Source organism: Methyloversatilis sp., assembly GCF_051861465.1.
Taxonomy (GTDB): Bacteria; Pseudomonadota; Gammaproteobacteria; order Burkholderiales; family Rhodocyclaceae; genus Methyloversatilis.
This window is the reverse complement of the sequence record NZ_JBHYCQ010000012.1, coordinates 49032-73922: the sequence shown is the minus strand read 5'-3', so window position 1 is coordinate 73922 and position 24891 is coordinate 49032. Positions and strand designations below refer to the sequence as shown.

22 protein-coding genes are annotated in these 24891 nt (G+C 64.8%); 14 read left to right on the top strand and 8 right to left on the bottom strand.

Annotation, left to right across the window (positions count from 1 at the left end; genetic code table 11):
* The first annotated feature begins 132 nt into the window (after positions 1-132).
* The 14 genes from ACTIFF_RS15805 to ispF all read left to right on the top strand — a co-directional run bounded on the left by ACTIFF_RS15805 (position 133) and on the right by ispF (position 14949).
* On the top strand, positions 133-2967 hold the full coding sequence (locus ACTIFF_RS15805) for a FimV/HubP family polar landmark protein (RefSeq protein ID WP_439537696.1): 2835 nt from the start codon (positions 133-135) through the stop codon (positions 2965-2967).
* A gap of 151 nt (positions 2968-3118) precedes the next feature.
* Complete coding sequence (locus tag ACTIFF_RS15800) at positions 3119-3745, top strand: hypothetical protein (protein ID WP_439537695.1); 627 nt, start codon at positions 3119-3121, stop codon at positions 3743-3745.
* Between the two features lies 1 nt (position 3746).
* On the top strand, positions 3747-4541 hold the full coding sequence (gene truA / locus ACTIFF_RS15795; RefSeq protein ID WP_439537694.1) for a tRNA pseudouridine(38-40) synthase TruA: 795 nt from the start codon (positions 3747-3749) through the stop codon (positions 4539-4541).
* 38 nt (positions 4542-4579) lie between these two features.
* Complete coding sequence (locus ACTIFF_RS15790; protein WP_439537693.1) at positions 4580-5218, top strand: phosphoribosylanthranilate isomerase; 639 nt, start codon at positions 4580-4582, stop codon at positions 5216-5218.
* On the top strand, positions 5193-6425 hold the full coding sequence (trpB, locus tag ACTIFF_RS15785; RefSeq protein WP_439537692.1) for a tryptophan synthase subunit beta: 1233 nt from the start codon (positions 5193-5195) through the stop codon (positions 6423-6425). Before ACTIFF_RS15790 ends, trpB begins: the two co-directional genes overlap by 26 nt.
* Positions 6426-6489: 64 nt before the next feature.
* On the top strand, positions 6490-7302 hold the full coding sequence (trpA, locus tag ACTIFF_RS15780; RefSeq protein ID WP_439537691.1) for a tryptophan synthase subunit alpha: 813 nt from the start codon (positions 6490-6492) through the stop codon (positions 7300-7302).
* Entirely contained in the window at positions 7299-8168 is an 870-nt protein-coding gene (gene accD, locus ACTIFF_RS15775; protein ID WP_305631331.1) for an acetyl-CoA carboxylase, carboxyltransferase subunit beta, read from the top strand. The genes trpA and accD overlap by 4 nt, the downstream gene beginning before the upstream one ends.
* 58 nt (positions 8169-8226) lie before the next feature.
* Positions 8227-9519, top strand: coding sequence for a bifunctional tetrahydrofolate synthase/dihydrofolate synthase (folC, locus tag ACTIFF_RS15770; RefSeq protein WP_439537690.1), 1293 nt, complete (start codon positions 8227-8229; stop codon positions 9517-9519).
* Positions 9520-9543: 24 nt separating this feature from the next.
* Positions 9544-10191: an SPOR domain-containing protein gene (locus ACTIFF_RS15765; RefSeq protein WP_439537689.1), complete on the top strand. Its 648-nt coding sequence runs from the start codon at positions 9544-9546 to the stop codon at positions 10189-10191.
* A complete protein-coding gene (locus ACTIFF_RS15760; protein ID WP_439537688.1) occupies positions 10188-10682 on the top strand; it encodes a CvpA family protein in 495 nt (164 codons plus the stop codon). The genes ACTIFF_RS15765 and ACTIFF_RS15760 overlap by 4 nt, the downstream gene beginning before the upstream one ends.
* A 5-nt stretch (positions 10683-10687) precedes the next feature.
* Positions 10688-12217 carry an amidophosphoribosyltransferase gene (gene purF / locus ACTIFF_RS15755; protein ID WP_306477415.1) on the top strand — a complete coding sequence of 510 codons (1530 nt, stop codon included), beginning with the start codon at positions 10688-10690 and terminating at the stop codon, positions 12215-12217.
* A 291-nt stretch (positions 12218-12508) separates the two neighbouring features.
* Positions 12509-13723: an O-succinylhomoserine sulfhydrylase gene (locus tag ACTIFF_RS15750; RefSeq protein ID WP_439537687.1), complete on the top strand. Its 1215-nt coding sequence runs from the start codon at positions 12509-12511 to the stop codon at positions 13721-13723.
* A gap of 9 nt (positions 13724-13732) precedes the next feature.
* Positions 13733-14428, top strand: coding sequence for a 2-C-methyl-D-erythritol 4-phosphate cytidylyltransferase (gene ispD / locus ACTIFF_RS15745; protein ID WP_439537686.1), 696 nt, complete (start codon positions 13733-13735; stop codon positions 14426-14428).
* Positions 14425-14949, top strand: a complete 525-nt coding sequence (ispF, locus tag ACTIFF_RS15740) for a 2-C-methyl-D-erythritol 2,4-cyclodiphosphate synthase (RefSeq protein ID WP_439537685.1) — start codon at positions 14425-14427, stop codon at positions 14947-14949. The genes ispD and ispF overlap by 4 nt, the downstream gene beginning before the upstream one ends.
* A 256-nt stretch (positions 14950-15205) precedes the next feature.
* Here ispF and ACTIFF_RS15735 read toward each other — a convergent pair whose 3' ends face one another.
* The 8 genes from ACTIFF_RS15735 to ACTIFF_RS15700 form a co-directional block, all read right to left on the bottom strand.
* Complete coding sequence (locus tag ACTIFF_RS15735) at positions 15206-15412, bottom strand: hypothetical protein (RefSeq protein ID WP_439537684.1); 207 nt, start codon at positions 15410-15412, stop codon at positions 15206-15208.
* Between the two features lie 535 nt (positions 15413-15947).
* Positions 15948-16694, bottom strand: a complete 747-nt coding sequence (locus ACTIFF_RS15730; protein ID WP_439537683.1) for an SDR family oxidoreductase — start codon at positions 16692-16694, stop codon at positions 15948-15950.
* Positions 16695-16835: 141 nt separating this feature from the next.
* Positions 16836-17495 carry a PEP-CTERM sorting domain-containing protein gene (locus ACTIFF_RS15725; protein WP_439537682.1) on the bottom strand — a complete coding sequence of 220 codons (660 nt, stop codon included), beginning with the start codon at positions 17493-17495 and terminating at the stop codon, positions 16836-16838.
* 217 nt (positions 17496-17712) lie between these two features.
* Positions 17713-18507 (bottom strand): UDP-2,3-diacylglucosamine diphosphatase, encoded by a 795-nt coding sequence (locus ACTIFF_RS15720; protein WP_439537681.1) that lies wholly within the window; start codon positions 18505-18507, stop codon positions 17713-17715.
* A 136-nt stretch (positions 18508-18643) separates the two neighbouring features.
* Positions 18644-21040, bottom strand: a complete 2397-nt coding sequence (locus ACTIFF_RS15715; RefSeq protein WP_439537680.1) for a putative bifunctional diguanylate cyclase/phosphodiesterase — start codon at positions 21038-21040, stop codon at positions 18644-18646.
* 614 nt (positions 21041-21654) lie between these two features.
* Positions 21655-22788 carry a hypothetical protein gene (locus ACTIFF_RS15710; protein WP_439537679.1) on the bottom strand — a complete coding sequence of 378 codons (1134 nt, stop codon included), beginning with the start codon at positions 22786-22788 and terminating at the stop codon, positions 21655-21657.
* 256 nt (positions 22789-23044) lie between these two features.
* Entirely contained in the window at positions 23045-23695 is a 651-nt protein-coding gene (locus ACTIFF_RS15705; RefSeq protein ID WP_439537678.1) for an ANTAR domain-containing response regulator, read from the bottom strand.
* Positions 23673-24845: a transporter substrate-binding domain-containing protein gene (locus ACTIFF_RS15700; protein WP_439537677.1), complete on the bottom strand. Its 1173-nt coding sequence runs from the start codon at positions 24843-24845 to the stop codon at positions 23673-23675. The genes ACTIFF_RS15705 and ACTIFF_RS15700 overlap by 23 nt, the downstream gene beginning before the upstream one ends.
* Positions 24846-24891: the final 46 nt, after the last annotated feature.

Below are 24891 nucleotides of genomic sequence, written 5' to 3'. Positions count from 1 at the left end.
TCGCAACATAAAGCGACTGTTTAGCTTGCAGTGCTAAGACCATGATGTTATTTTGAGATTTGGGTTTTAGCGCGCGAGGAAAACGCGGTGCGTCATAGCGATAAAAAACATTCGATCCGCCTGTTGACCGCGTTGCTGTCAGCGCTCCCGCTGACAGCCGGCGCAGCCGGTCTGGGCAAGCTTACTGTCCAGTCCGCGATCGGACAGACCCTCCGTGCAGAAGTCGAGTTGTCCGCCAGCGCGGATGAACTGGCTTCGATGACCGCCAGGCTCGCGCCGCCAAGCGCCTTCAAGCAGGCCGGCGTCGAATACGCCACCAGTCTGAGCGGCGTCAAGGTCGCAGTGGAAAAGCGCGGTGCGCGTCCGGTGCTGGTTGTGACCAGCGAGCGGGTGGTCAATGAGCCTTATCTCGATGTCCTGATCGAGCTCAACTGGTCGTCCGGCAAGCTCGTCCGCGAATACACCTTCCTGCTTGATCCGGCAGACATGCCGCGACAGGCGCCGGTTGACCCGGTTGTCGTCAAGAGTGCAGAGCCACGTGCGGTGACGAGGGCGCCGGTCGCGCCGACGCGCGCACCCGCCGACAACGTCTATGAAGTGAAACGCGGCGATACGCTGAGCCGTATCGCAGGCGAGTACGTACCGGCCGGCGTCAGCCTGGACCAGATGCTCGTGGCACTGGTCAAGGCCAATCCCGATGCCTTCGACAGCGGGAACATGAATCGCCTGCGTGCCGGGCGTATCCTCGCCATTCCGGATCAGTCGGCTGCGCAAGCCGTGTCGCCGCAGGAAGCGCGCAAGATCGTGATGGCCCAGACCAGCGACTTCGCTGCCTATCGCGCTCGTCTGGCGGGTGCCGTGGCCGATTCAACGTCGACGGCAGACACCGGCAGTCGAGCCGCGTCCGGCAAGATCGAGGCGCGGGTCGACGATCGCGCACCGTCTGCAGCAGCGGCATCCGACCAGGTCAGAGTGTCGAAATCCGCTGCCGAAAGCGACCGCAAGATCAGTGCGCTTGAAGAAGAGGTGGTTGCCAAGGAGCGCGCGCTCAAGGACGCCAACAGCCGTCTGGCCGATCTCGAACGAAACGTGCGGGAGCTGCAGAAGCTGGTCGAACTGAAAAACACCCCGATGGCGCAGGCTCAGCAACAGGCGGCAACGCCGCCTGCGCCTGCCTCCGAGCCGGCTCCAGCGCCGGCCCCGGCACCTGTGGTCGCGCCATCGGAAAAGCCGGTGCCGGATCTCGCATCCGATGCGGCCAAATCCGAAGAAAAGGAAGTACCGGATCTGGTCGCACTCGCGGATGAGAAGCCGACAGCGAAACCGGCCGAACCGCCGGTGGCGGTCGAGCCGCCCAGTGCGGAACCTGCGCCGCCGGTCGCCGCACCGGCTCCGGCTCCGGCGCCCGAACCCGAACCCGAACCCGAACCCGCCGTGGAACCTGAACAGCCGGGACTGTTCTCCGATCCCAAGACGCTGGGCGGACTGGGGGCCGTGTTGCTGCTCGTCCTGGGTTACCTCGGGTACCGCAAATCAAAGGCCCGCCAGACACCGCCTGACGCAACGCCGTCGACCACCGCCGGCCTTGAAGCAGCGCCTGCCGCATCGTCGGTGATCGGTGCAACAGGCGGCGGCCAGAGCGTCGATACCAGCGCCAGTTCCATCCAGACCGATTTCAGCCAGTCTTCGCTGTCGTCGATCGACGCTGACGAAGGAGTCGATCCGGTTGCAGAAGCGGACGTGTACATGGCTTACGGTCGCGATGCGCAGGCGGAAGAAATCCTGCTCGAAGCGCTGAAGACCGAGCCGAGCCGTCATGCAATCCATCTGAAGCTGCTCGAGATCTATGCTCAGCGGAAATCGGTCAAGCCCTTCGAAACGATGGCGACCGAGCTGTACGCGCAGACCAGCGGCCGTGGTGCCGACTGGGAAAAGGCCGCCTTGCTGGGCCGCTCGGTTGATCCGACCAATCCGCTGTATGGCGGCGGCGCCGATGCACCGGATGACGGTTTTGACGAACAGGCGTCGATGGCGGCGACTGTCGTCGTGTCGGGCGCCGACAAGATGCGCGATACCTGGACATTGCCGGGTGACATCGGTCAGCTTGCATCGGGCAGCGAACCGACCATTGCGCTGGATCTGAACAAGATCGACCAGGGGGCCCCCGAAGCGCCTGCACCCAAGGTCGATGCGGATCTCGATTTCGATCTCGACATCCAGTCCTCGGAGCCGCTGGCGGAAGCGCCCGCCGTGGGCGTCGCCACGACGATGACCAAGCCGGGTGAAGAGTCCGACGCCGATTCTTCGCTTGATTTCGATCTGGGGCTCGATTTCACATCGGACGAACCGAAGAAGGACGTCAGTACGGTCGTTCTTGAAAAGAATGTCGCCGACACCGCGGAAGCGCTTGCCCAGTCCTCGCAGGGATTCGATCTGGATCTGTCGCTGCCTGCAGCAGGCGATGCCGACCCGGATGCCGCAGCCAGCGGCGCCGTGGTCGATCTCGAACGCACGGATGTCGGCAATCTGATCGACTTCAACTTCGACGCATCCGACGCGCCGGCACAGGCGTCCGCTGAACCGGTGATTGATCTGTCGGACATCAATCTCGATCTGGGTACCGATCCGTCCACGCTCGAAACCGACATTGTCGGCGACCCCCTCCATGCACTGGAAACGGATGTGGTCGGCGATGCGGTGCAGGCGTTCGACGAACCCCCGCCGCAGGCACTGCCCGACCTGAGCGAATCGTCGGTGTCCACCGTGATCAATCCGGAAGACATGCTCGCGACCGAGGAGCCGCCGCAAACGGCCGCCGAAGAAGCGGAGACCAAGCTTGAACTGGCACGCGCCTATGAAGAGATGGGCGACAAGGAAGGTGCGCGCGAACTGCTGCAGGAAGTGGTGCGTGAAGGCACGGCGGATCAGCAGTCCCAGGCGAGCGAAATGCTCGCGAAACTTGCCTGAACGGGGCACTTCAGCGGATGGATCGGCGTTCGCGCCGATCCGCGCCCTGCTGCGCGCACATCCGCGTCTCGGCTGAAATTCTCCACGCGTGTCCTGTTTGTCCCGGCCTCGCCGGGCGCTATCCTTGACGCAAATTTCCTGCGTCATCCCCATGTACGCCACCGACACTGACCCGGCTGCACCCCGCCTGCATGCGGCGACATTGCTCGCGCTCTGGCTGGTCTGGCTGCTTGCCGGGCAGGTGGCGGGCTCGCCCTGGCACGAACTGTGGTCAGCCATATCCATCACGTGCGCCCTGTTGTTGGCAGCACACCCCTTCCTTCGCCTGCTGCGCCGTCTGCGCTGGCTGCTGCTGGCCATCCTGCTCACCTTTGCGTTCGCTACGCCCGGGCGTCTGCTGATACCCGATTTCCCGGCGGGTCCGAGCGTCGAAGGCCTGCTGGCTGCCCTGTCTGCGATGAGCAAGCTGATCGGCATGGCCGCAGCCGTCGCCGTACTGCTGGACCGGATGGCGCCCGCCCGACTGACCGGGGCCATTCACCGGCTGGTTCATCCGTTGTCGGCGGGTCATCCATCGCCCGGAAGCTTCGCCTTGCGCCTGCAACTGGTACTGCACGAAGTCGATCACCAGGCGCCGGGACGCAATTGGCGTTCGTGGCTGGAAGAAGGCGACAGCGGAACGCCCCTTCCGGTCGCGGCGTGTGCGCCGCTTGCTGCACTGGATCTTGCCGTGCTGGCCGCTGCGGGCTGTCTGCTTGCACTCTGGCACTGGGCCTGACATGCGCCTTGCACTGGGTGTCGAATACGACGGATCGGCCTTTCGTGGCTGGCAGTCGCAGGCGACCGGACCGACGGTGCAGGACACGCTGGAAGCCGCCTTGTCCTCCATCGCGGCGCATCCGGTTCGCGTGCAGGCCTCCGGCCGCACCGATACCGGCGTCCATGCGACGGCGCAGGTGGTGCATTTCGACACGTCGGCGCATCGCCCGGATACGGCATGGGTGCGCGGCTGCAATGCGCTGTTGCCGCCGTCGGTTGCGGTGCGCTGGGCCACGCCGGTCGCCGGCGATTTCAACGCGCGCTTTTCGGCGCATTCGCGCAGCTACCGTTACTGCCTCTACAACCATCCTGTGCGTCCGGCACTGGCAGCCACGCTTGCCGGCTGGTTCCATCGTCCGCTCGACGAGGTCCGCATGCAGGCAGCGGGCGCGGATCTGGTCGGCACGCATGACTTTTCCGCCTTCCGGTCGTCGGAATGCCAGGCGCGCAGTCCGGTACGCACCTTGTCTGCGCTGTCGCTGGCGCGCCGGGGCGACTGGATCCTGCTCGACCTGACGGCCAATGCCTTTCTGCATCACATGGTGCGCAACATCGTCGGCGCACTGGTCGAAGTGGGGTGCGGCCGGCGTGATCCGCCCTGGATGGGCGAACTGCTGGCAGGGCGGGACCGGCGCCTGGGCGCGCCGACTTTTTCTGCCAGTGGCCTCTATCTGGTCGGTGTGGGCTACGATGCGGAGTGGCGTTTGCCGGAAGCCCAGTGCGGATTGCGCCTTCCGCCCATCGGACCGGAGTGATGCCCGGCTGAAGGCGCTACGATCAACCTCGAGGACGCATGGTGCGCAAGACCCGTATCAAGGTGTGTGGCTTTACCCGCGAAACCGACCTCGAAGCTTCACTGGCGCTCGGGATCGACGCAGTCGGATTCGTGCTTTATCCGCCCAGCCCCCGTGCGGTGAGCGTCGAACGGACCGCGGCGCTGGCGTCGCAGGTGCCGCCGTTCGTGACGCGGGTCGGGCTGTTCGTCAATGAAGACGCCGGACTGATCGGCGAGGCCGCGCGCGGAGCGCGCCTGGATTGCCTGCAGTTTCATGGCGACGAGACGCCGGATGACTGCGAACGTTTCGGCCTGCCCTACATCAAAGCAGTCCGGGTGAGGCCGGGGCTGGATTTGCTAGAATACGCGGTCAGGTTTCGCGCAGCGCGAGCGCTGCTGCTGGACGCCTACTCCGATGCCTGGGGGGGATCCGGCAAAAGCTTCGACTGGACGCTGATCCCGCCCGACCTTCCACTGCCGGTCATTCTGTCCGGCGGCCTGGATCCGGAGACTGTGGCAGACGCGGTACGGCGTGTGGCGCCGGCTGCGGTCGATGTGAGCAGCGGAGTCGAATCCGCCAAAGGAATCAAGGACGTGGCCAGGGTGGCTGCGTTCATATCAGGAGTGGAAAATGGGGAAGCTCGACCTGCCGGCTGAGGTATCTGCCTCCGCCTACAACCTGCCGGACACGACCGGACATTTTGGTCCGTACGGCGGCACATTCGTCGCCGAAACCCTGATTGCCGCGCTCGATGAGCTGCGGGACACCTACGAATCACTGAAGGACGAACCGGCGTTCCGCGCTGAATTCGAGTACGAGCTGAAGCACTACGTCGGCCGCCCGAGCCCGATCTTCCACGCCCGTCGCCTGTCCGACGCGGCGGGTGGCGCGCAGATCTACCTCAAGCGCGAAGACCTGAACCACACCGGCGCCCACAAGATCAACAACGTGATCGGCCAGGCAATGGTGGCCAAGCACATGGGCAAGCCGCGCGTGATCGCGGAAACCGGTGCCGGCCAGCACGGCGTGGCCACCGCAACGATCGCCGCCCGGCTCGGCATGGAATGCGTGGTCTACATGGGCAGCGAGGATGTGAAGCGCCAGGCGGCCAACGTCTATCGCATGAAGCTGCTGGGCGCGACGGTGGTTCCCGTCGAATGCGGCTCGAAGACCCTGAAGGACGCGCTGAACGAAGCGATGCGCGACTGGGTGACCAACGTCGCCAACACCTTCTACATTATCGGTACCGTGGCCGGCCCGCATCCCTACCCGATGATGGTGCGCGACTTCCAGTCGGTCATCGGCGAAGAGTGCAAGTGGCAGATGCCGGAAATGATCGGCCGTCAGCCGGATGCCGTGATTGCCTGTGTCGGTGGCGGATCGAATGCGATGGGCATCTTCTATCCCTACATTCCCTATCCGGACGTGCGCCTGATCGGCGTCGAGGCGGCCGGGCACGGCATTTCGACCGGCATGCATTCGGCGTCGCTGTGTGCCGGGCGTCCGGGCGTGCTGCACGGCAATCGCACCTATCTGCTGCAGGACGAGAACGGCCAGATCATCGAAACGCATTCGGTGTCGGCCGGCCTCGACTACCCGGGCGTCGGCCCGGAACACGCCTGGCTGAAGGACTGTGGCCGCGCCGAGTACGTGGCGATCGACGACGAGGAAGCGCTCGCCGCCTTCCACAAGACCTGCCGCATGGAAGGCATCATTCCGGCGCTCGAATCGTCGCATGCGGTCGCCTACGCCATGAAGATGGCGGCCGGCATGTCGAAGGACGCGGTGCTGCTGGTCAACCTGTCCGGCCGCGGCGACAAGGATATGCATACCGTGGCCGAGAAATCCGGCATCCAGTTCTGACCTGCTTTTCCACCATCCTGTTGTCGGCCGGGTGGCGGAAGCCGCCCGGCGACGGTTTCCGAAAATGTCCCGAATCACTCAAACACTGTCCGCGCTGGACGCCGCCGGTCGCAAGGCGCTGATTCCATTCGTCACCGCCGGAGACCCCGACCTGTCGGTGACGGTGCCGCTGATGCACACACTGGTCGAGGCGGGCGCCGACATCATCGAACTCGGGGTGCCCTTTTCCGACCCGATGGCCGATGGTCCGACGATACAGCGCGCATCCGAGCGGGCGTTGCTCAAGAAGGTGTCCCTGCGCCAGGTGATCGCGGCGGTGGCCGAGTTCCGCACCCGCAACACCACGACGCCGGTGGTGCTGATGGGCTATGCCAACCCGATCGAGGCCATGGGTGTCGACGCGTTCGCCGACGCGGCGTCGTCCGCCGGTGCAGATGGCGTGCTGGTCGTGGATTACCCGCCGGAAGAGTCGCGCGAATTCGCCAAGGTGGTGCGCGCGGCCGGGCTGGACGTGATCTTCCTGCTGGCGCCGACCTCGACCGACGTGCGGATCCGCGCCGTCGGCGAAATCGGCAGCGGCTATATCTATTACGTGTCGCTGAAAGGCGTGACCGGCGCCGGCCACATTGACATCGATGCCGTATCGAAGCGCATTCCGCTGATCCGCGACATGGTCGGTCTGCCGGTCGGCGTCGGTTTCGGCGTACGTGACGGCGCATCGGCGAAGGCGCTGGCTTCCGTGGCCGACGCGGTCGTCATCGGCAGCCGCATCATCGAGGAAATCGAGAACAGCCCGGCAGACGAAATACTGCCGCGCGTGAAGACGCTGCTGAGCGGCATCCGTGCGGCGATGGACAGCGTCGAGGTGACGGCATGAGCTGGCTGCAGAAACTTCTGCCGCCGAAGATCAACCGCAGCGAGGCCGCCGGACGCAAGTCGGTTCCCGAAGGCCTGTGGTCGAAGTGCCCAGCCTGCGAAGCCGTGCTCTACACCGCCGATCTGGCGGCCAATACCGGCGTCTGCCCGAAGTGCAATCACCACTCGCGGGTACGCGCCCGCGTGCGGCTGGATGCGCTGCTCGACCGTGAAGGCCGCTTCGAGATCGGTGCCGAGGTCATGCCGGTCGATCCGCTGAAGTTCCGCGACAGCAAGCGCTACGCCGACCGTCTGAACGCGGCCGCCGACGAAACCGGCGAAGGTGATGCACTGATCGTCATGCAGGGCGCGATCCGGACTGTGCCGGTGGTGGTCGCCTGTTTCGAGTTCGAATTTCTCGGTGGATCAATGGGTTCGGTCGTTGGCGAACGCTTCGTGCGCGGCGTGCGCGTCGCAGTCGAACAGCGCCTTCCCTTCGTCTGCATCGCAGCGAGCGGCGGCGCGCGCATGCAGGAGGGCCTGTTTTCGCTGATGCAGATGGCCAAGACCACCGCTGCGCTGACCCAGCTGGCCCAGCACAAGCTGCCCTTCATTTCGGTGCTGACCGACCCGACCATGGGCGGCGTGTCGGCCAGCTTCGCCTTCATGGGCGACATCGTCATCGCCGAGCCAGGCGCGCTGATCGGTTTCGCCGGCCCGCGCGTGATCGAGCAGACCGTGCGCGAAAAGCTTCCTGAAGGCTTCCAGCGCGCCGAATTCCTGGTCGAGAAAGGCGCTGTCGACATGATTGTCGATCGCCGCGAAATGCCCGACCGCATCGCAGGCCTGCTGTCCGCGCTGCAACGCATGCCGGCATTGACGTGCTGAACCGGACCGCTCCGCGACCGCTGCGTCGCATGACAACCGTGCCCGGTCCGTCGATCACATGCCGCTGACGCTGACCGAGTGGCTGCAGCACCTTGAAAGCCTGCATCCGAAGGTGATCCAGCTCGGGCTGGACCGCGTGCTCAGCGTCAAGGCGGCGCTCGGCATCACGCAGACCATCCCGCTGTTCATCGTCGGCGGCACCAACGGCAAGGGCTCCACCTGTGCGATGCTCGAACGCATCCTGCGCTGCGCTGGATATCGTGTCGGCACCTACACCTCGCCGCATCTGCTGGCCTACAACGAACGTGTTCGCATCAACGGCGAACCGGCCAGCGATGAGGCCCTGTGCGCCGGATTTGCCGAGGTCGAACAGGCGCGCGGCGACACCGCGCTGACCTATTTCGAGTTCGGCACCCTGGGTGCGTGGCAGGTGTTCGAGCGCGCCGACCTTGATGTGATCGTGATGGAAGTGGGGCTGGGCGGCCGTCTTGATGCGGTGAACGCGTTCGACGCCGACTGCGCCATCGTCACCAGCGTCGATCTCGACCACATGGAATATCTCGGTGACACGCGGGAGCTGATCGGCCGCGAGAAGGCCGGCATCTTCCGAGCGGGGCGTCCGGCCATCGTCGGTGATCCGATGCCACCTGCCACGGTGATCGAGTACGCGCAGGCTATCGGCGCAGTGCTGAAAGTGTCCGGCCGCGATTTCGGCTTTGCCGGTGACCGGCAGCAGTGGGGCTACTGGCGGCGCGAGCCGGAACGGCTGGTCAAGCGTGGCGGGCTGGCCTATCCGGCGCTGCGCGGTGCCAACCAGCTGCTCAATGCATCGGCGGTGATCACCGCGCTGGACGCCATGTCCGATCAGGTTCCGGTATCCGTCGGCGACATCCGGCTCGGGCTGGCGACGGTCGAACTGCCCGGCCGCTTCCAGGTGATGCCCGGCCGGCCGTCGGTCATCTTCGACGTCGCGCACAACCCGCATGCCGCCTCGGTGCTGAACGAAAACCTGTCGAGCATGGGGTTCTACCCGGAAACCTGGGCCGTGCTGGGCATGTTGCGCGACAAGGACATCGCCGGCGTGCTCGACCGGCTCAAGGGGCGCATCGACCACTGGATGCTGTGCGACCTCGGCGGCCCGCGCGGTACGCTGGCCGGCGACATCGCCGAAATGATTGCCGGACAGGGTATTCCGGGCAGCGTGTCGACCTTTGCCAGCCCGGTCGACGCATGGCAGGCCACCCGGGAACTGGTGGGTGCAGATGATAGAATCGTGGTGTTCGGATCCTTCCTCACCGTCGCCGAAGTCATGCGCGAATACACGCGCTCGCCCCTGCCTTCAAAAGGCTGAACCCACCCGCAGGATGCGCCCGACGTGGCTTCTACCGCACCCGATCTCCAGACTGAATTGCGCAAGCGCGCCCGCCGGCGCCTGCTCGGCGCCATCGCGCTCGCGCTGACCGCGGCCATCGTCCTGCCGGTCGTGATGGACCACGAGCCGCGCGCCCCGGCGCAGGACATTGCAGTGCGCATTCCGCCGCGTGACAGCCTGCCCGCGTTGGCCCAGCCGGTGCGCCCCGAGCCGGCGGATACCGATGTGATGATTCCGCCCGCGCCGCCGGATACCGAATCCACAGCGCCGGCGACGACCGGGTCAGCCCCCGTGGCACCGCCCGCACCACCCGCGCCCGTTCCCGCGCCACCGAAGGCCGAGCCGCCCAAGCCGGCTGCCGCGCCCGCTGCAGCCGGCGAAGCGTCTCGTGTGGCCGCTCTGCTCGATGGCAAGTCGGGCGCCTTCGCGTTGCAACTGGGCGTGTTCAGCGACGCCGCGAATGTGGCCAAACTCCGCGCACGAGCGAAGGAACTGGGCTTTCCGACCTTCACCGAACCGGTGAAACTGGAAAACGGCCAGTCCCGGACGCGCGTCAAGGTCGGCCCGTTCGCGACGCGCGCTGCAGCCGAAGCCGCGCAGCGCAAGCTGGAAGGTGCCGGCATGCGTTCCATGGTGGCGCCGGCTGCATGACCGTGCTGGACTACATCCTGATCGCCATCGTGGCGGTGTCCACGGCAATCGGGTTGATGCGCGGTCTGGTCAGCGAAGTGGTTGCCCTGGCGGCGTGGGTGCTCGCCTTCATCGTCGCCCGACAGTTCGGTGGCGACGTTGCCACGCTCCTGCCGGCCAGCCTGCAGGATCCGGGGTTGCGCATGGTCAGCGGTTTCGCGCTCGCCTTCGTCGCGGTGCTGTTGTTGTGCGGCGTACTGCGCTGGGTTTTGCGCTCGCTGATCAAGGCGACCGGACTCGATTTTCCCGATCGGGTGCTCGGGGGCTTGTTTGGGCTGGCTCGGGCCGCATTTATACTGCTTCTAATCGTGGTCGGTGCAGCGTTCACGCCCGCCCCCGAACAACCGTGGTGGCGCGCGGCGGCGCTGACGCCACCGCTGGAGACCGCAGCAATCGCCCTGCGCCCGTGGCTGCCGGATGCAGTGGCAAAGAAGATTCGATTTAAGGCCTGACCATCATGTGCGGAATACTCGGCGTCGTTGCAACCTCTCCCGTCAATCAGCTCCTGTACGACGGACTGCTTGTGCTGCAGCACCGTGGCCAGGACGCGGCCGGCATTGCCACCGCGCAGGGCCAGAAATTCCACATGCACAAGAGCTCCGGACTGGTGCGCGACGTGTTCCGCACGCGCAACATGCGCACCCTGCTCGGTGACTGGGGCATCGCGCACGTGCGCTATCCGACCGCCGGGTCCGCCTACAACGCGGCGGAGGCGCAGCCCTTCTACGTCAATTCGCCGTTCGGCATCGTGCTGGCGCACAACGGCAACCTGACGAATTCGGAAGAGCTGAAGGTCGACATGTTCCGCACCGACCTGCGGCACATCAACACCACATCCGATTCCGAAGTGCTGCTGAATGTGCTGGCGCACGAAATGATGCAGTCGCTGCGCGAGCGGCCGACCTTCGACGAGCAGACCGTTTTCCGCGCCGTGGCAGGCGTGCATCGCCGCTGTCGCGGGGCCTACGCCGTGGTCGCGATGATCGCCGGATTCGGCCTGCTGGCATTCCGCGACCCGTACGGCATCCGCCCGTTGGTCATCGGCACGCACGAGACCGAACAGGGCACCGAATGGCTGGTCGCCTCGGAAAGCGTTGCGCTCGATACGCTGGGCTTCACGCTGCTGCGCGACATCGCGCCGGGTGAAGCCGTGCTGATCTCGCCGGAAGGCACGATGCAGTCGCTGCAGTGCGCCGCGCACCCGACCCAGGCGCCCTGTCTGTTCGAATACGTCTATCTGGCGCGCCCTGACTCGCTGATGGATGGCGTGTCGGTTTACGAGTCCCGCGTGAAGATGGGCGAATTCCTCGCGCAGAAGATCCAGCGCGACCACGCAGGCCTGCAGATCGACGCAGTCATCCCGATCCCGGATTCCAGCCGCCCGTCGGCGATGGAACTGGCCCGCGTGCTTGATGTGCCGTACCGCGAGGGGTTCGTGAAGAACCGCTACATCGGCCGAACCTTCATCATGCCGGGCCAGGCGGTGCGCCGTAAATCGGTGCGCCAGAAGCTCAATGCGATCACGCAGGAGTTCCGCGGCAAGAACGTGCTGCTGGTTGACGATTCGATCGTGCGCGGCACGACCAGCCAGGAAATCGTCGCGATGGCGCGCGAAGCGGGCGCGCTGAAGGTGTACTTCGCCTCGGCTGCGCCACCTGTGCGTTTCGCCAACGTGTACGGGATCGACATGCCGACCCGCGACGAACTGATCGCGGCCAACCGCTCCGACGAGGAAATCCGCGTCGCCATCGGTGCCGACGAGCTGATCTACCAGACGCTGGACATGCTCAAGGCCTCGATCACTGCCTGCAACCCCTCGATCGAACAGTTCGAAACGTCGTGCTTCGACGGCTGCTACGTCACTGGCGATGTGACCGCCGCGTACCTCGATGGGGTCGAGAACCAGCGCAAGGGCGCGCCACGGCAGACCGAGGACGACAGCGGTCAGCTCGACCTGAATCTGGTCACGTCGGAAGAGAACGCCTGAGCGTGTCTCCGGTTCATGCGCTTTCCCGACATCCGGCTTGACCTGCCCGCGGGACCGGCAGTAATGTCCGGATACGCGCCGATTTGAATCCAGCTTGCGGGCGCGCGGGTCGAGGTCTCGTCGAGACTTTGAACCGGACAAATACGGCTAAAGCGGCGAAACGAATGCATTCCCGAACCCGTTTTGCCCCATCGGCAGAACGGGTTTTTTGTTTGGGGCCCATGTTTTCGCTTGTCCGTTTTCTGCTTTTCCGACCCTGATTGCCGGCACTCGCGCCGGTTGGAGCACAGCATGAGCAGTCCTGAACATACGCCGTCCGGTCGGGCGGCATTCGATCCGGATCAGTACGATCCGGAAACACTGGCCATACGTGCGGGCATCGAGCGCAGCCAGTTCGGCGAACACAGCGAAGCGCTGTACCTGACGTCGAGTTTCGTGTTCAACAACGCCGCCGAGGCGGCGGCGCGCTTTTCCGGGGCAACGCCCGGCAACGTGTACGCACGTTTCACCAATCCTACCGTCACGATGATGCAGGACCGCCTTGCCGCGCTGGAAGGTGCCGAGGCGTGTGTGGCGACCAGTTCCGGCATGTCGGCCATCCTGTCGATGGTGATGGCGTTGCTCAAGAGTGGCGACCACATCATCGCCTCGCGCAGCATTTTCGGCTCGACCCAGCAGTTGTTCGCCAACTACTTCGAAAAGTTCGGCATTTCGACCACGCTGGTGGATGCGACCGACATCGCGGCCTACCGTGCGGCCGTGCAGCCGACCACCCGCCTGTTCTTCATCGAAACGCCGTCGAACCCGCTGACCGAGGTGATCGACATCGCAGCCGTCGCCGAAGTGGCGCATGAGGCCGGCGCGCTGCTGGCGGTCGACAACTGCTTCTGTTCGCCCGCGCTGCAGAAGCCGCTCGAACTGGGGGCCGACATCATCATCCACTCGGCCACCAAGTATCTGGACGGGCAGGGCCGCGTACTGGGCGGCGCCGTGTGTGGCCGCAAGGCGGAGATGGACGAGGTGCTGCGCTTCCTGCGCACGGCCGGCCCGACGCTGTCGCCGTTCAACGCCTGGGTCATCCTGAAGGGGCTGGAAACGCTGTCCATCCGCATGGAGGCGCAGTCGGCCCGGGCGCTCGAACTGGCGCGCTGGCTCGAGAAGCAGGCCTGGGTCGACCGGGTGTTCTATCCGGGCCTCGAATCGCATCCGCAGCATGCCATCGCGATGCGCCAGCAGCGTTCGGGTGCTGCGGTGGTTGCATTCGAGGTGAAGGGCGGGCGCGAAGAGGCGTGGAAGCTGATCGACTCGACCCGCATGCTGTCGATCACGGCCAACCTGGGTGACACCAAAACGACGATCACGCACCCGGCGACGACGACACACGGCCGCATTTCGCAGGAGGCGCGCGACGCGTCGGGCATCCGTGACAGCCTGATCCGCCTCGCGATCGGGCTCGAATCGGTTGCCGACATGCAGCGCGACCTGTCGCGCTGGCTGGCGGTCTAGGGGCTGCCGGTGCCGCGTCACATCGCACTCGTTCCCGCCGCGGGCAGTGGCAGCCGTTTCGGGGCGCACCTGCCGAAGCAGTATCTGCCGCTGGCCGGCAAACCGCTGATCCACCATGCGCTGGCCACCCTGTGTGCGCATCCGCGCATCGACCGGGTGGTCGTTGTGCTGTCGCCGGACGACCTGTACTGGCGCGACCACGACTGGTCGGCGCTCGGGCCGAAGCTGATGCCGGTCCATTGCGGCGGTGCCAGCCGGGCGGTGTCGGTGCGCAACGGCCTGTTCGAACTGACCGGCTGGGCGCGGCCGGACGATTGGGTGCTGGTGCACGACGCCGCGCGGCCCTGCCTGAGCGGGGCGCTGCTCGATACGCTGATCACCGGACTGGCCGATGATGCGGTCGGCGGCCTGCTCGCCGTGCCGGTCGCGGACACCCTCAAGCGCGCCGATGACCATGGCCGGGTGGCGAGCACCGTGCCGCGTGCAGCCATGTGGCAGGCACAGACACCGCAGATGTTCCGCCTTGCGCTGCTGCATGACGCACTGGACCGCGGCACCGATGTCACCGACGAGGCTTCGGCGATCGAGGCGGCTGGGCTGGCGCCGAAACTGGTTGCATCGAGTGCCGGCAACCTGAAGGTGACCTGGCCGGAAGACATGGAGCTGGCCGAATTGATCCTGCGCACCCGGGAGGCATCGCAATGAGCAACCTTCTACAAGCGGCACCGCTTCCCTTTCGCATCGGTCAGGGCTTCGACGTCCACCGACTGGTCGCCGGCCGCAAGTGCATCATCGGCGGCGTCGACATTCCGCATGAGAAGGGCCTGCTTGGCCATTCCGACGCGGATGTGCTGCTGCATGCGATCACCGATGCCCTGCTCGGTGCGGCCGGCTTGGGCGACATCGGCCGGCTGTTTCCGGACACCGATGTGGCCTACGCGGGCGCCGACAGCCGTGAGCTGCTGCGCGAAGCGGTCAGGCGGGTGCGCCTGACCGGCTGGCAGATTGGCAACATCGACGCGACCGTGATCTGTGAACAGCCGAAGATCACGCCGCATGCGGCACAGATGACAGCCCACATCGCGGCTGACTGCGGCATTGCGCCGAACGCCGTAAACGTCAAGGGAAAGACGTCCGAAAAGCTGGGTTACACCGGTCGCGGTGAAGGCATTGCGGCGCAGGCCGTGGCCCTGCTGATTGCGCCACCGCCACCCGCCATGGGTTGACGATCAGCTGAGGTTTTCGGGCTTAATGCGGCCCGCCAGAACAAAAAACGCCGCCGGCGTGAAATGCGCCGGCGGCGAATGAAGCAGGAAACCTGTCAGCCTGTCTTGTCGAGCAGCGGTCGCAACCACTTTGCGACGCCACGTCGCCTCAGTACCTCGCGTTGTTCCGGTGTGAGCCGGATGGTGACAGGTACCGTCGGATCAACGGGTTTTCGGCCGGCACCGACACGGGTGCCGCCGTGCGGTGACCGCGACATCACTTCCGATCGAAGGTCGGAGACTTCTCCGGAACCACATGGGTGAGATCACCTTCGCCGATGAGGTAGTGATCGGTGCGCTTCGCAGAACGGTTGTCGACCACTCCGAACGTCTTGTTGCTGTGGTGGTTGTACATCGTCGACATCTGTGCCGCCTTGCCGCTGTTGAAAAGTGCCTTTGCCTGATCCAGTGTAAGCATTGTCATAACCAACCTCCATTGAGATGTCCGCGACGTGAGCCTTGATTAGAAACTGAGTGCAACCTTTGACGACTGATGCTTCCGGTTACGCCGTCAGCGCTGTATCGCGCGCGGCTTTTCTTGTGTCCCTTGGGCCCCGCTACCTGCACTCCTTGGGTTGATTTCAGCCTGCGACATGCGGGCTGTCAGATTCAAAGTAAGACATCAATCAAGACGTTTCAAGGAATTTTTGAAACTGTTTTCTCGCGTTAAAACAATGTGTTGAATAGTCTTTCTTCTGCGGCGCAGCATCCGGGGCCGGCGCCTCGTCCGCAGCGCACGGCGCACCCTCCGCTAAGGCGCGCCGGTATTGCACGTCAGGGGATTCTTCGTTGCCAGCAAAAGAGTAGCGCAATAAGTTATCGCGAGCGCCTTGATCCGCGCGGGTCTGCCTCGATTTTTCCGGGCGAACAGGGGCTGTTGCGTCGCGTCATCAACGCACGATCCCGCGACCGGTCGCGGGATCGCTTTTCGACCTGTTGATCGGTCGGCCGGAGCCGGCTCAGCGCCCACCGCTGACGTCGAGCAGTGCGCCGGTGGTGTAGGAAGCGTCGTCCGACAGCAACCACAGGATGGCGCGTGCCACTTCTTCCGGTTCGCCGCCGCGCTGCAGCGGCACCGATGATTTCACCCGGTTGACCCGGTCCGGTTCACCGCCGGCGGCGTGGATATCCGTCCGGATGACGCCGGGCCGGACGGCATTCACGCGGATGCCATCGGCCGCCACCTCCTTCGCCAGACCGATCGTGAAGGTGTCGATGGCGCCCTTCGACGCGGCATAGTCGACGTATTCATCAGGCGAGCCCAGCCGGGACGCTGCCGACGATACATTCACGATGGCGCCACCGGTGCCGCCATGCCGTCGCGACATGCGGCGCACGGCTTCCCGGGCGCACAGCATGCTGCCGATCACATTGGTTGCGAAGATGCGACCCAGTCGCGCCGCACTCATGTCTTCGACCCGGCTCTGAGCTTCAAGCATGCCGGCATTGTTCACCAGCGCCGACAGGCGGCCGAAGGCGCTGTCGACGTCACGGAACAGTCGCTCGACGTCCGCCTCGATGCCGACGTCTGCCGCCAGTGCGAGCGCTGTGCCGCCGGTGTGGGTGATATCGCGGACCAGTGCTTCGGCGGCATCGCGCTGGCTCAGGTAGCTGATCACCACCGCATCGCCCTGCGCGGCGGCCAGACGCGCAGTCGCCGCGCCGATGCCGCGACTGCCGCCGGTGATGACGATGATTCGGTTCATGTCGGGCACATTCGCGAAGATCAATGCCGCATATCCGGAAGGACACGCTGGCATCAGACCTTAGCGCGATTGCCGCCATCCGGCCAGCGAGGCCGTGGTGGCCGGCCCCGGTCGGCGAGCACTGCGCTGGCGGATCCCGCTTCAGGCGATGCGACGACGCGCCGCGACAAGAACGCCCGCGAGTCCGGCGCCCATCATCCACCAGGTCGCAGGTTCCGGAATCGCCGGCACGCCCTGCCCGAAGGCCACTTCAGCGACACCGGTATAACTGACGCCGGCGTGGTTCGGCGGCGTGCTGTTGGCATCGATGCGGAACAGCACGCTGCGCACGCCGGCGACCTGATCGAATGAGAAGGACTGGACTGCCTCATTGCCGAGGCCGCCGACGGCGGCCTGATCCAGCAGTTCGAACAGCGTATCGCCGTTGGCGTCTCGCAGGATCAGGTCGAACCGGGTAACGGCGTAAAAGGCGTTGCTTGCGATGTTGTTGGAGCGATGATTCCACAGGTGAAAATCGCCGATGGTTACCGCCTCGTTGAAGGAAAAGACTGCAAACGCGGTACCGGCGGCGATTGCACCGTTCTGGGTGGTCCAGTGATTGCCGCTGGTGTAGATCGCGTGCAGGCTGTCGAGATCGAAGTTTTCCGGCAGTCCCGATCCGTCGATGGTGTTGCCGATGTCGTACAGGCTGCTGAACTGGCTGCCAGCTGTTGCCGAGTCGGGCTGGAACAGCTGGGCGTGTGCGGAGCCGGTGAAACACGCTGCCGCAATCGCGCAGCTGCCGATGAGACGCAGGTTCATGAAGGTAATCTCCGTTGGCTGAAAGAAGGCGCTGACGGCGCGCCCGCACGGCATTCCGTGAGTGCGCGAAGCAATAGCACCTTTCATGCCAAACCCGGGCCTGCGACGTTCAGCCCCCTGCAAGCAATGGTTTGCGCGTTGTTCGCACAAACCGGACCCAGCGCCGCGTGATGCAATGTAAAGCGTGCCGACAACTCGACCGGCGCGTGTGTGACGGTCAGTGACCCATCACTTCCTCAGCGACCGGCAGCGTCATGCCGACGCCCGGGTTGCGCAGCACCTGGCCCCAGTCGACGACGGCAAATTGCCCGTCGGCATGCTCGACAATGGCAGTGCAGCTGTCTACCCAGTCACCGCAGTTCATGTAGACGAGCCCGTCAATGGTGCGCTGTGCGACCGCATGGATGTGCCCGCAGATGACGCCATCGACGCCCCGGCTGCGCGCCTCGTGCATGACCGAATCCTCGAAGTCGTAGATGAAGCTCACCGCGCTCTTTACCTTGCGTTTGGCATAGCCCGCCAGTGACCAGTAGCCGGCGATGCCGAGCCGGCGACGCACGCGCGACATCCATGCATTGATCCGTACGAGCGCGTTGTAGGCCACGTCGCCGAGCAGCGCCACCCAGCGATGATGGCGCGTCACCTGGTCGAAGTCGTCGCCATGCACGAGCCAGTAGCGCTTGCCGTCCGCCGCGACATGGATGTGATCGAGCCGGACCGCAATGTCGCCGAACACCGTGCCGGCATATTCGCGCAGCGCCTCGTCGTGATTGCCCGGGACGAAGACGACCTGCGTGCCCTTGCGCGCGCGCCGCAGCACCTTCTGCACCACGGTGTTCTGTGCCGGCGTCCAGTGGATCGAGCGGCTCATCGCCCAGAAGTCGATGATGTCGCCGACCAGGTAGAGATAATCGGATTCGTGGTGGCGCAGGAAATCGAGCAGCGCTTCGGCCTGACATCCGCGTGTACCGAGATGGATGTCCGAAAGGAAGATGGCCCGGACGTGGCGCACGAGGGGATCTGGAGCATTCACGCAATGGATTCAAGCCTGTACGTGTGACAGGGCAGTGACGACCGGCAGGTTTTTTCGGGGTGGGCCGTGCGCGCCGTCGCTCATCCGCGGCAGCGGGCTTGCACAGCGGCAGGCTTCACAAGGCGATCGGGATGCGATTCAGCGTACTTTTCGGCTGTGCCCCTCCATGCCCGTCCGCCATGGCCGGAACGCCCGCAATGCCGCGCCATGTGGCAAGGAACCCGGCGACATCCGCCGACGGGAGCGGACGACTGACGAGATAGCCCTGGACCATTCCGCATTTCTTCCTGTTCAGGGTCTCGAAATCCGACCGGGTTTCGACGCCTTCGGCGACCGTCTGCATGTCCAGTGCGACCGACATCGCCAGCAGCGTATCGACGATGGCACACGCCTTGTCCGACTTGCCCATGTCGCGCACGAAGCTCTGGTCGATCTTCAGTGTGTCGAAGGAGAAGGTGCGCAGATAGGTGAGCGCCGAATAGCCGGTCCCGAAGTCGTCGAGCGCAATGCGGTAGCCCAGCGCGCGCAGATCGCGCAACTGTGCCGCGGCGGAGTCGGTACATTCGAGCAGCAGCGATTCGGTGATCTCGAATTCGACCCTCTGCGGCGCGAGTACGGCCGCCGATTGCCGCACGTGGTGCAGAAAGCTGTCGGTACCCAGCTGCACCGCGGACACATTGATGGAGACCGAAATGGATTCGGGCCAGGTGGCAGCCTGCCGGCAGGCTTCGTCCAGCACCCAGTTGCCGATGCCTTCCATCTGACCGGTCGCTTCTGCGATCGGAATGAACTCGGCCGGAGATATGTTTCCAAGTTCCGGATGGCGCCACCGCAGCAAGGCCTCGAAGCCGCAGATGGCGCCGGTGCTCAACATCAGCTGTGGCTGGAAGGCAAGATGCAGCTGCCGGTCGGCGATGGCGTCGCGCAGGGCCATCTCGAGCAGCGTCCGGCGACGCGCCTGTTCGCTCATCGACAGGTCAAAGAATCGCCAGCAGGCGCCTCCATCGCGCTTGGCGGCGTAGAGCGCAAGATCGGCGGAGCCGAGCAGGCTGTCGACGTCATGTCCGTCCTCCGGCGCGATCGCGATGCCCATGCTGGTGCGCATCGGTACGATCTGGCCGGCGATCCGGCAGGGTGCAGTCAGCAAGACGTTCAGCGCCTCAAGTCTTGCCGCGATATCCTCCTCCCGGCACAGATCGGGCAGCAGGAGCGCGAATTCGTCGCCGCCGGTTCGACTTGCGACGTCCTCACTCGTCAGGCAGGCCTTCAGCCGCCGACTGAACTCCTGCAGGTAGCTGTCTCCGGCCGCATGGCCCAGCGTATCGTTGACCTTCTTGAAACCGTCGAGGTCGAAACATACGACCGCAACGCGTTTGCCGGTGGCGCAGGTCAGACGTTCGCGCAGTACCGAACGCACGTAGGCACGGTTGAAAAGACCGGTCAGCGTGTCGTGATGTGCCAGCCATTCCATCCGTTCCACAGCCATCTGGCGCGCCGTGATCTCGGTCGCCACGCCCCGCCATCCGCCCAGCTTTCCGCGGCTGTCGTACAGCGGACTGGCGCTCAGCGACCAGCTCTGCGCACCGCCCTTGCCAACAAGATGAATGATTTCATCGCGAAAGGGTTTGCGGCCGAGAAAGACGTGACGAAGGCGCTGCCAGGCCGCTGCACGTTCTTCGGGTGAGCGCCCGAGCCGATGCCGGATCAGTTGCGCAGCCCTCTTGCTGAAGGCCTCTGCCGACGTCAGGTGCAGACAGGCCTCGAGCCGCTTCGATGCATGGATGAAGCGTCCGTGTCGATCGAGCTCCCAAAGCACATCGCTGGCGTGGTTCTCGAAATCGCGCAACAGCAAGGCGATCACCTCGCTTTGCTGATCGGCCTTCATTTCCGCGACGAGTCGCGCGACGAAGTTGCGCGCCGTTGTCCATGCGCTGAAGATGACGATCAGGCTGTACGCCGCAAGCATGATGCCGATGCCCGGAGCATGATTCATGTCGGACAGTGCCACGGCGATGGCGCTGCCGGTGCCCAGTACGGCCACGTAGCTGGTCGCGGCGCCGGGCACGCTGGACAATGCGAAGCCCCCGCCGCAGATCATGCCGGTGGTCACCAGGCCGACGAACAGCCGCAGCGAATCATCCGGTGACGGGAACAGCACGATGGCCATGGTTGCCCACAGTGCCGCGAGTACGCCGGCCTGCATGCTGGCATGTCGGAATGTTCTGGGCGACGCGGTTTCGATACTGCGGCAACGGGCACGCAGCCAGCCGCGCAGACCCATGCAGGCGGCGATCGTCACCGCGAGCGCCCAGCAGACGAGGAAAACACGCAGGCCGTAGGACCAGGCGGTCAGTACCACCACGATGGCGTTGGTGACGTTGATGGTCATGGCCACGGGCGTGAAGCGCAGCATGGCTTCGATCTGACGACCGCGATAACGCGCGGCCAGCACGTCATCGGGTTCGTACAGGCTGAAGAAGCGCCTGATGGCGTCGCGGGCTCGGTTCAGCATGCTGGCGCGGGTCTTCGTCGCTGCAGGATTGGACGGGCAGCGAGCGGTCGTCGCAAGTGACGGGGGATCCACGTCCATCGAGTCGGCGGGCAGCGTGACCCGGTTGATCAGTTGATGGTCGATGTGTATCGGCTGACTGAGGCGACTGCTTGAGCGGGCGAAGGTGTTCCGGCCAGTGCGTCTCCGGGGGGCTGTCGGGGGCGGTCACCGCGCAGGCAGTGCGGGCTTGCTTCACTGCGCTCGTCGGTCGGACTGGCGTCGCTGACAGGGCGACGGATGCACGAGCGCCGCCCGGATTGAGGTTGAATGAATGCAAGTAATTGATGGGAAAAGAATTTCAGTTGGCGTCCAACGACTTTTCGCTTGGTCGCGGCGCCACCATCCGGATGTCGAGGCTGCCCGTTCGCGGCAGGTGGAGGCCCGGCAGGGCGGGCACGCTCCGACGTTCGGATCGATGTTCGAGACGCCGAAGGTGGATACACTTCTCCACACAAACGGAGGCATGGACGGGGCGGGTCCCGTGCCGGCCTTGCGGCAGCCGGAAAATGGGCACACCACAGCGTGCCCTGCGAGCGACCTGTCCGGCACCTTGCGCGCCGGCATGTCGAACCGGATCAGTACATCAGTTGCAGCCCAAGGATGAAGCGGTTGCGCGAGCGTGCGCCATCGCTGCCCATCTCCGAGTAAAAGGCACTCAGCCGCGCGTTATGTCCCGAAATCACGTAATTCACGCCGACGTCCCATTGGTCGTTGCGGGCGCCGCTGTCCGGCCGGAATTCCTGGTAGCGGACGTGGGGCTCGAAGCGGCCGATGCCGATCTTCGTCGGGAACAGGTAACCGGCCGTGACCAGCCAGGCGTCGCCCTGGACGGCGCCACCGCAGTTCGTGACACGGCTGCAGCCCGGGTCGGCCGGTGAAAGGTCGGTGACGCCGTCGGTGTCGTAGTCGTACCAGGCGCCTTCGAGCGTCACTACGCCGCCGGTGGACAGGCGGGTCTGCATCAATGCGTCGAGGCTCCAGGCCGTGTAGTCACCCCGGGTCAGCGCCGTGCCGACGCCGTCTTTCTGGGTCCGCCACGCGGCGCCGATGGTCAGTATTTCCTTTTCACCGTAGTAATGGTTGCTGTTGAAGTACTCCGTTTCCCGGTCGCGGAAACTCCATGCGAAGCGGGTTGCGTACAGCAGCTGATGCGACGCGTTCGACATATCCTCACCGCGATTCTTGCCCTGGAACGCGCCGACCATGTACTGCAGTCGCCGGTCGAGCACGCTGCCCCACAGCGTTGCGCCGTCATCGCGGCCGGTGTAGGCGTTGGGGTTGCGCGACACCATCGGGTATTCCCACACATTGGCGAAGTAGGGCCCCGCCATCTGCTGACGGTCACCCGGCACGACGTGGCGGCCGACCCACAGGTTGATGTTGTCGGTGAGGGTGAACTGGCCGACCAGATCGAGCAGGCGCATCGACTCACCCGACAGGCGCGCGAAGTTGGTCATGAGTCCGATCTGTTTCGTGAACTTCGCGACCGTGATGATGCGGAAGGAATCGAGCCGCAGGTCGCTGTCGTGCGACCCGTCGGCCTGTTCGGCGCTTGTGTACGCGGCGCTTGACCAGATGCCAAGCGTCAGCGAACTGTCGCCCGGTCCGGTGAAGGTCGGACCGGCGAAGGCATTGCCCGCGGCGGCGACACCGGCGGCGAGCGTGAAGGCGAGCGGCCCGCGTCGCAGGCGGGAAGTCCTCTTCGTCATGGGGTGAGTGTCCTTTGGTGTGCAGTGGCTCGGTACGGGCCCCGGTCTTTGCTGGGTGTCCGCTTGATGCAACAGGCAATGCCCCATCCTGGGGCGGACAAGGGCAGCCGGGTCATGCGCGGCGCATTGTGCACCAAATTGGTGCAATGAGGTCGGGTGGCGCCAGGGGATGTCCGGCGCCACCGCGCGTGCGGAAACGAAAAGGGCGTGCTCGCGCACGCCCTTTGGTTCCGAGGATGCGCCCGCAGGCGCCTGGCTAACCCGTCGGCCCCGACAGGATGGAATTGGCGTGGATGATGGCGCGTGCGATCTCTTCGGTCGGCACGCGGCGGCTCATCGCCTGTTCGCGGATGATGCGGTAGGCCTCGCTGTCGCCGACATTGCGCGTGCGCATCAGGATGGACTTCGCTTCGTTGATCTGGTTGATGCCCAGCAGCTTCTGCTCGAGCCTGAGCACGCGCTTCTCGGCCTTGCGCATCGCTTCGTTCAGACCCACCGTGAGCACCAGCGTCGACAGGATGCCGGTCGAGCGGATCGGCGCCGTGAGCACACCCGTCGCACCCAGCTTGATCATGGCATCGAAGATGGTCGGGTTTTCGTAGCTGATGATGGCAATCACCGCAGGTGGCTGTTCCTGACGGACCCAGTTGAACGACATGCCCATGGCATCCTGGTCGACGGCACAGAACACCAGGTCAACGTTGTCCGGCAGATCGGGCACCGGTGGCCAGAAGGTCTGCACCTGGCAGCCGATGCGCTGCAACTGCTGGGTCAGGGTTTCGCCGTCCTCGTCCTTCGGGTGCAGCACGGCGACGCGCAGGCTGCGCAACTGCCTGAGGAATTCCGGTGTGAGCCGCGCACCGCGGCTGGTGGGGCGCGCCGGGCTACTCACAGCGGGTCTGCTCATCGGCAGGCACGCGCAGGCGATTGCTCCAGTCGTCGAACGAATGACTGACCAGATAGGGATCGGGTTCGACGCCCGACAGCGTTTCCGCGAGTATCGTGAATTGCCCGCTGTCGTTGACGCGGCCGATGCGCGGAAAAAGCCGCGTGTGGTGATTGTTCGGATTGACGCGGATGCGGCCCTGCGGCGCATCGAATTCCATGCCCAGGAGGTGCGGCAGCAGCACATCGCGCTCATCGCTGTTGGCGGCGACGAAGGCACCGGCAAACAGGTGTACCTGGTTGTACGACGATTCCCAGCTCATGTTGGGCTCGACCTGCGAACCGAAAAGCTTGCGGAAGTGCGCCAGGCAGCTGCGGTTGCGTTCGGTGTCGATCGACTGGAAATAGGGGCCCGCCGTGTAGTGACCTTCGGCGATGCGCGTGCCCATTTCGGCGATTTCCTCCTCGCTGGTGCACAGGCTGGCGATCGGCATGCGCGCCGGATCGAGCCCTGCATCGGCGAAGGCCTGATAGAACATCCGGGTCGTCCGTCCGACGACGGTCGAAAAGATGAAATCCGGCTGCTTGGCCTGGATGTCCTTGATGATGGGCGCAAAGGCGCTTTCCAGCGCATCCAGCCGGACGTAGCGCTCGCCCAGCTTCGCGCCGCCCTGCCGCTGGTGTACGAAGTCACTCATGATGCGGTTCGACTCGTACGGAAAGATGTAGTCGCTGCCCACCATGTAGACCCGCGCGCCGAAGCGGCTCGCCATGTAGTCGGCCAGCAGCGCGCTGTTCTGGTTCGGTGCGCCGCCGGTGTAGATCACGTTGCCGGAAAACTCGAAACCTTCGTACATCGTCGGGCAGAACAGCAGGCGGTTCCACTTCTCGACCACCGGAAGTATCGCCTTGCGCGTGCTCGACATATAGCAGCCAAAGATGACATTCACCTTGTCTTCGAGCACCAGCCGCGTCGCGAGTGACTTGAACATCTGCGGGCTGGAGTGCGGGTCGTAATACACCGGCACGAGTTCGCGGCCGTTCAGGCCGCCGGCATCGTTGATTTCACGTATTGCGAAGAGCGTGCCGAGCAGCATCGAATTTTCGATGCGCGAGGTCACACCCTCGCGCGAAAACAGGACGCCGACCTTGACCGGATCGGAGTTGGACACAGGACAGTGAAAGCGGAGAACGAAAAACGAAATTGATACTAACAGA